The organism is Rhodovibrio sodomensis, assembly GCF_016583645.1.
Classification (GTDB): Bacteria; Pseudomonadota; Alphaproteobacteria; order Kiloniellales; family Rhodovibrionaceae; genus Rhodovibrio; species Rhodovibrio sodomensis.
Genome location: NZ_NRRL01000165.1, coordinates 1 through 7,873 on the forward strand (window position 1 = coordinate 1; position 7,873 = coordinate 7,873).

A 7,873-nucleotide genomic window follows, 5' to 3' on the forward strand; every position below is an offset into this window, starting at 1 on the left:
GACGCCATCCTGGCGTTCTTCCGAGAGACTATTCCAAGAGAATGGAAAGCATTCCGCGAACAGGTGTCCGACAACTTCCGCATTATAACCCACCAAGATTTTCGGGTTTTGGAAGGTTAGGGGTATAACAAAACATTAACGCTTTTTGCGTAGGCCGCGCCAGGAATCGGTGCAAAGCCGCACTTCTGCGATGCTTAACGACCGCTTGCTGTGGCATTTTGGTGTGCAAACTCAAATTGTCGGACGTTTGTGCGCATTAGAGGTAATTGCGGCCTATCCCTTCGAATACATGTTTGAGGGGAGCCGCGTACCGGAAATACCGCGATAGGTGTGCGCCGTTTACTCCGCAGGCGCGCCGGCCCGGGGACTCGCGCTCAGACCGAGGCGCTGCGGCAGCCGCCGGATGTCGTCCAGCACGAGATAGAGGCATGGCGTCAGCGCCAACAGGATCGCGGTGGCGAACAGGATGCCGAAGCCCAGCGACAGCGCCATCGGGATCAGGAAGCGCGCCTGCCGGCTGGTCTCGAAGATCATCGGCGCCAGGCCGCCGAACGTGGTCAGGGTGGTCAGCACGATCGGCCGGAACCGCCGCACGCCGGCCATGTGCATCGCGGTGAAGACGTCGTGTCCCTCCCGGAGCCGGCGGTTGGCGTAATCGATCATCACCAGCGCCCCGTTCACCACGACGCCGCCCAGCGCGATCATCCCCATGATCGAGATGATCGACAGCGCGTAGCCCATGATCAGATGGCCGATAATCGCGCCGACCACGCCGAATGGGATCGCCGCCATGACGATCAGTGGCTGGACGTAGCTCCTAAGCGGGATCGCCAACAGGGCGAAGATCAGGAACAGCGCCGCCGAGACGGTGTAGAGGAAGGACTCCAGGGCCTGGCGCATGGATTCCTGTCGTCCGCCGAACGTGTAGTCCAGTCCGGGATAGTCGCGCGCCATCTGCGGCAGGATCGATTGGCGCAGGGTGTCGGTGACCCGGCTGGTCGCCTCGATCGGGTTGACGTTGGCGGTGACCGTGATCGTCCGCCGGCCGTTGCGCCGGGTGATTTCGGTATAGGCGCGGTCGCGGGTGACGTCGGCGGCCTGCTGCAACGGGATCGACCCGCCGCCGGGTACTCGGATCAGCATCTCCTCGATGTCCTCCAGCCCGTCGCGTTCCGAGCGTGGCGCGCGGACCATGGCGGTCACCTCGTTGCGCCCGCGCTGCTGCTTGACCGCCTCCAAGCCGTAGAACTGGCCGCGCACCTGCCGACCGATCTCCGCAGCCGTCAGATCCAGGGCGCGCGCCTCTGAAGTCAGGGTAATGTCCAGTTGGGGCTTGCCGCTGCCAGTGCCGTCGCTGACATCGCGCACCGGCGCCAGGGCGTCGAGACGCCCGGCGAGGTCTTCCGCCGCGCGCTCCAGGGTGTCGATGTCGGGATGGCTGAGCTCGACCGACACCGACGGCCCGCCGCCGGGTCCCCCCTGGCTGGAGTAGCGGACGTAATTCACTCCCGACAGCTCGCCCACTGCCGCGCGCCATTTCTCAATAAACGCCTGGGTCGAGATTGGCCGCACGCCGGGATCGGTCAGGTAGACGCGGATCTCGACCTGGTTTCCCTGGATCAGCGCGAACGTGCCGTCGCCAAGCCGGTCGCCGCCGTTTTCCGCCAGGACGCCCTGGGCCGCCTCGATCATGCGCTCGCGGACCTGACGGGTGCGCGCATCTGGCACGCCGACTGGCAGCACGGCGGTCGCCTCGGCGACGCTGGATTCCACCTCCGGCATCAGGATGAAGCCCATCCGTCCGCTCATCGGGATCGCCACGATGATCGCCAGGATCGCGACCGCAACGGCGACCGTCAGGTAGCGCAGCCGCATGCAGACCGCCAGCGACGGCGCGAACACCCGGTCCGTGACCGCCTGGAAGGCGTCGGCGAAGCGCCTTTGCAGGGCGTGCAGCCGGACGGCGGCTCGGCTCCGCCCGCGCTCGCGCACGTGGCCGAGATGGGCGGGCAGGATGAACAGCGCCTCGACCCAGGAGATCACCAGCGCGGTCGCGACGACCGCCGGGATCACCGCCCAGATCTGGCCCCAACTGCCCGGGATCATCGCCATCGGGAGGAACGCCACGATGTTGGTCAGAATGGAAAACGAGATTGGCACCGCGATATCGCGCGCGCCGTGGATCGCGGCCTCGATCGCGCCCATGCCGCGCTGGCGGTGCTCGTAGATGTTCTCGCCGGCGACGATCGCGTCATCCACCACGATGCCGAGCGCCAGGATGAAGGCGAACAGGCTGACCATGTTGATGGAGACGCCGAACGCCGGCAGGAAGATGAAGGTCCCCAGGAACGCCACGGGGATACCCACCGTGACCCAGAACGCGAGCTTGAATTCCAGAAACAGGCTGAGCAGCAGCAGCACCAGGCACAGCCCGATGAAGCCGTTCTTGAGCAGCAGGTCGACGCGCTGCTGGTAGATTTTCGAGTTGTCGTCCTGGATCGCGTAGTCGATCTGCCGGGGCAGCTCCGCCATCACCTCGGGCAGGACCGAGCGGGTCGCCTCCGAGACCCCTTGCGGGGTTTCGCTCCCAACCCGGAAGACCTCGATGCCGATCGCGGGCTTGCCGTTGTACCAGGCCGCCTGGTCGGCCTCGGAGAAGCCGTTGGACACCTCCGCGATGTCGCCCAGACGGACGATCGACCCGCTGGGACTGGTGACCACCGCGATCCGGGCGAACTCGTCGGCGAACTCCTTGCGCTCCTTCAGGCGGACCAGGAACTCGCCCTTGCCGGTTTCCAGACTGCCGCCTGCCCGGTCGAGCGCGGACTGCGCGACCACGTTGCGGACCTCTTGCAGGGTCAAGTCGTAGGACCGCAGCGCGGCCTGCGGAACGTCGATCCAGATCCGGTACTCGCGGATGCCCTCCAGGCCGACCTGGCTGATGTTCCGGTGCTGGATCAACGCGTCACGGACGCGTTCGGCGGCGGTTCGCAGGACCTGCCGGTCGACGTCGCCGTAGAGCTGCAGATCCAGGACGTCGCGCTGCCACTCGGTGGTCTTGATCTGCGGCTCTTCGGCATCGTCCGGCAAGGTGGTGATCGAGTCGACCGCCTGCTGAACCTTCTGGTAGACTTGCTGGTAATCCGCCGACTGCTGGACCTCGGCGGTGACCGTGCCCATCCCCTCTCGGGCCGTGGAGCGGACCTCGTCGATCCCGATGATCCCCTGGACGGCCTGCTCGATCGCCAGGATCACCCCCTGTTCGACCTCGGCCGGACTGGCGCCGGGGTAGGCGACCTGGACGATCACGGTGTCGCTTTGGAACGCCGGGAACACCTCCTGCTTGATCTGGGTCGACATCAACAGGCCGCCGATCAGCAGTACCGCCATCAGCAGGTTGGGCGCGACCCGGTGGCGGGCCATCCAGGCGAGCGGGCCGCGCGCGCTCGCGCCCGGCCGGTTCGCCCGGCGGCGTGCCAAGGCGTCCTGCGGTGGGTCGGACGGGTCGCTCAAACCGCCCCCCCGCCGGTCTGGGCGGGTGTGCCGCCGTCCTCGCGGGTGCGCAGCTTCATGCCGTTGGTCGGAGTGGCGATGTCGCTGGTCACGACCCGCTCGCCGCCCGACAGGCCCGCGCTGATATAGACCCGCCGCGGCCCGCGGTAGGCGATCTCGATCGCCCGGATCTGCAAGCGGTCCTCGGCCGTCATCACCCAGACGCTGTCGCCCTCGCGCAGGTTCTGCCGGTCGAGCGCGACCACCGCGTCCAGGCGCCGGCCCTGAATCCGGCCGCGCAGATAGCTGCCCACCAGCATCGGCGGCTCACGGTCCAGCGGCTCGGTGACCTCGACCAGGATCTGGGCCATTCGGCCCTGCTCGCTCAGGTTCGGGCGGACCCGCACCACCTCGCCGCGGCGCGTGCGCCCTTCGCCCCAGACGCTCGGGTTGGCGAGTGTTACCGGCGAGCCGGCGCCCTGGCTGGACTGCCGGGCCGTGATCCATTGCAGCTTCGCCGCCGGAATCGCCAGTTCGACGAAATAGCGGTTCGTTGCAATCAGGGTCGCGATGGTCATGCCGGCTGAGACCTGGCTGCCCGTATCGATCGCCACGCTTCTGACCACCGCGTCGAACGGCGCTTCGACGGTCGTGCGCCGCAGGTCGAGGCGCGCCTGGCGCACGTCCGCCCGGGCGGCCGCGACGTCGGCCTTGGCTTGCTGCAACTGTGGTTTGCGCAGGACCAGCGCGCGTTCCTGTGGGCTCAGTTCTTGATTCAGCAGCCTGGCCTCGGTCTGGGCCACCTTCTGGTTGCCCTGCTCGATCCGAAGATCCGCCTTGGCCTTGGCTAAAGCAGTCTGCGCGCGTTCCAGGGCGACTTGGTAATCGCTCTTGTCGATCTTCGCCAGGACCTCGCCCTTGGCGACGCGGCCTCCCGGCTCAAGGGTCTCGGCAACCTGCACGATCGCACCCCCGACCCGTGGGGCGAGCTCGACCTGGTCCGCCGGGATCACCTCGCCCCACGCCTCGACCATGGCGTCGTAGGCACCGCGATTGACCCGGGTTACCTCGACCAGACGCGCGCTCTCGCCGGGCGCCTCCTCAGTGCGCTCGGTGCCGGGCTGATGCGCTAGCAGCCAATAGGCGCCGCCCGCCGCGGCGGCGAGGACGAGCAGCGGCAGCACGCCTTTCACCAGGACCATCAAGGCCGTTCGGCCGGGTGCCCGGCGGTCCCCCAGCCCGCCTGGATCGGATGTCGCGCTCACGTCCGGCCCTCCGCCTTGGTGGTCTCCGCCTTGGTGGTGTTCGCCTTAGTGGTATCCGGCCGATTTGCGTCGGCGTCGTCCCCCCGGTCTGCGGGGATCAGCAGGTCGAACGCCTCGCCGCTGGGCGCCGGGGCATCGACGTCGCCGGCCAGCGCGCGCGAGAGCGTGACGCGCGCGGCCAAGCGCTGCCGGCGCGCCGAGATCAGCTGGCGCTCCAGGGTCTGCACGCGGGTCAGGGTATCGAGCACGTCCAGATAATCCGCGTCGGCGTTGACGTAGCGCGCGCGCAGCCGCTCCACCGATTGGCGCGCGAGATCGATCTGCCGGTTCAGCCGGTCGATCCGCCGGCGCTGCTGGTCGAACCGGGCCAAGGCGTCCTCGACCTCGCGCAGCGCGGTCAGGGCGGTGTCCTCGAACGCCGCCAGCCGCTGCGCGACCACGGCTTCGGTCCGGTCGACCTCGGCCTTGCGCCGCCCGGCATCGAACAGCGGCAGGCTCAGCTGGGCCGCCAGGTTGGACGTCCAGGTCGTCAGCAGATCGCCCGGCCGGGCGGCCGCGCTGCGCAGCGACGCGGTCAGATCTATCCGCGGAAAGCGCTCGGCGATCGCCGCCGCGACCCGCTTGTCGGCTGCCTTTACCCGCAGCAGCGCCTCCTGCACGTCCGGGCGGCGAGCGATCAGTTCGGCCGGGACGCCGGTGCGCGGCAGGGCGGGCGTGTCGGGCAAGCGCCGGGCATCCGGCAGATCGCCGTTGCGCGGCGCGCGGCCAAGCAGCACCGCCAGTTCGTTCTCGATCAGTCGCACCTGACCCTCGGCCGCGGCGATCTGCTCCTGGGTCTGCTGGACCAGTTCGCGCTGGCGCAATAGGTCCGCCAGACCGGCTTGACCCTGGAGCACGCGCACCTCGACGATCCGTTCGACCGTTCGGTTGGTCTCCAATTGCCGCCGCAGCAGGTCCAGACGGGCCCGTTCGGCGACCAGCCGGTACCAGGTGTCCGCGACCTCGCCGGACAGCGACAGGGCGGCGGCTTCCAGCTGCTGGCGGGTTGCCCGGGCGTCCAGCCGAGCGGCGTCGGCGCGGGCGTCGATCCGGCCCCACAGGTCCAGTTCATAGGACGCGCTCAAGCCAACGTTGTAGCTCTGTCCGTCGCTGCCCTGGACGGCGGCGGGGCTCGATCTCGGACCGCGGGCGCCACCGGACTCCGCGCGCAGGTCGCCGCTGTCCTGCCTGCTGGCCTCGCCGGTGGCGTCCAGACTGGGCCAGCGCTCGGCGGCGGTCCGCCCGGCGATGGCGCGCGCCTGAGCCAGCCGGGCCCAGGTTTCCCGCAGGCTGGGCCGGTGCTCCAGCGCACGTTCGACCAGCTTGGTCAGCTGGGGATCCTCGAACGCGCGCCACCAGGGATCCGGGCGGGGCGCCTCTCCGCTTGCGGAAAACCGTTCCGGCAGGTCGGCGCGCGTGTCCACCGGATCGGCGGCTGGCGAACAGGCGGCGAGCAACGCCAGTCCCGCGAGCGCGGCGAGGCTGCGCGTGGGGCGGGGGCAAACGGTTTCCGGCATGCGTCCTCGTGACACGACGCGGCAAGCGGCTTTAGCCGCGTGCCAGTCAAAATGGAGTGGGTGCGCGCCTGCGTCCAGCGTGCCGCTCAGCCGCGCAGCAGCTCAAGCGCGAGCGCGCCGCCGGAGGTCTCCGCGACCAGCAGGATCACCCCGCCGAACAGGGCCGCAAGCCCGAGGTAGGCAAGCAGCGCGGCCACAATCGTGGTCCGCGACATCGGGTGGCCGGTCCCTTGCCCGTGGCGGAATTCGGCGTACAGCTCCATCGCGCCGATGCCGAGCGCGAACAGCGCCAGCCCGGTGACGGCGACCGAAACGGTCATCGCGATCAGCATCGGCCCGCGCCCGGCGGACGCGAACAGGGCGCGCAGAACCCGGCCGCCGTCGAGCGGGAAGATCGGCAGCAGGTTGAACAGGTTGACGATCGCCACGAAGGCCGCGGAGGTGCCCCAGAAGTCGCTGCCCGTTGCGGCGTAGACCGCCAGCAGCGGCAGCGTGGAGGCGAGCCCGAACACCGGGCCCATCATGGCGATCTCGTAGTTCTGCGCCTCGCTCAGGCGGTTCTCGGCGTCCGCCTGGCCGACCGCGACGCCGCCCACGAAGGGCAGCAGGTAGACGCCCTTGACCGGCATGCCGCAGCGGCGCATCGACCAGACGTGGCCCAGCTCGTGAACGAAGATCGCAGCCACCAGGATCAGCGCGAATTCCCAGGTGAACAGGGTGGAGTAGGCGGCCACGCTGGCCCCGGCGAGCGCCAACTTGCCGACCTTGGGACCCAGCTTGAGGCCGAGGAAGCCCAGACCCAACCAGCCGGTGCGGCCCTTGCGGCGCTGCGCGGGCGGGGTCAGCTGGGCATCGCCGTCGGTGTTGGCCCCGTCGGCCCGATCGTCGTTCCGGTAGGTCACGGCAAACTCCTTAAGCGCGCGTCGGCAAGCGCGCCATTCGCGTGCCCCTTGGAGTTTGGCCGGAGGCCAGCCGGTTTCAACGGGCGTCGGCGCACCGCGCGACGGCCGCCGGCCCGGGGTTCAGGCGGTCTGCGCAGGCTTCGCGGGCTGGCCGGCCGGCTTGCCGCCGGGGTTCAGCTGCCAGATCCGGAAGTTCAGCGCGGTGGCGAAGCTGACCCATGCCAGATAGGGCAGCAGCAGCAGCGCCGCCGTCGTGTCGACTGGCAGGAACGCCACGATGGTCGCCGCGATCGAGGTCCACAGGCCGACCACCTCGATCAGGCCCCAGCCCGGGCTCCGCATGCCGAAGAACACGGCCGACCAGCCGGCGTTCAACAGCAGATGCACCAGATAGATCCCGAGCGCCGTGCCGGCACCCGCGAAACCGGCGGTCTCGTAGACCATCCAGGCGGCGACCGCCATCATGCCGTAGAGCACCATCCAGACCGGGCCGAACAGCCAGTCCGGCGGGCGCCACGGCGGCTTCGCCAGCTGCTGATACCATGTGCCGGGTTTGAAAAACGCCCCCGAGGCCGCGGCCGCCAGGGCGAGCACGACCGACACGATCAGCGATATCGCGGAGTCCAGGGCCATCACATGTCCTAGATGGGGGCCGGGC

The 7,873-nt window shown here is 69.1% G+C and carries 5 protein-coding genes; all 5 read right to left on the bottom strand.

The window, feature by feature from the left end:
• Positions 1-339: 339 nt before the first annotated feature.
• Positions 340-3,513, bottom strand: a complete 3,174-nt coding sequence (locus tag CKO28_RS25650) for an efflux RND transporter permease subunit (protein WP_200343958.1) — start codon at positions 3,511-3,513, stop codon at positions 340-342.
• Entirely contained in the window at positions 3,510-4,757 is a 1,248-nt protein-coding gene (locus CKO28_RS25655) for an efflux RND transporter periplasmic adaptor subunit (protein WP_200343959.1), read from the bottom strand. The genes CKO28_RS25650 and CKO28_RS25655 overlap by 4 nt, the downstream gene beginning before the upstream one ends.
• Positions 4,754-6,313, bottom strand: a complete 1,560-nt coding sequence (locus CKO28_RS25660) for an efflux transporter outer membrane subunit (RefSeq protein ID WP_200343961.1) — start codon at positions 6,311-6,313, stop codon at positions 4,754-4,756. The genes CKO28_RS25655 and CKO28_RS25660 overlap by 4 nt, the downstream gene beginning before the upstream one ends.
• Positions 6,314-6,399: 86 nt before the next feature.
• A complete protein-coding gene (locus tag CKO28_RS25665; protein WP_200343963.1) occupies positions 6,400-7,215 on the bottom strand; it encodes a site-2 protease family protein in 816 nt (271 codons plus the stop codon).
• Between the two features lie 120 nt (positions 7,216-7,335).
• A partial coding sequence (locus CKO28_RS25670) for a TspO/MBR family protein (RefSeq protein ID WP_437127661.1) occupies positions 7,336-7,873 on the bottom strand: 538 nt, incomplete at its 5' end.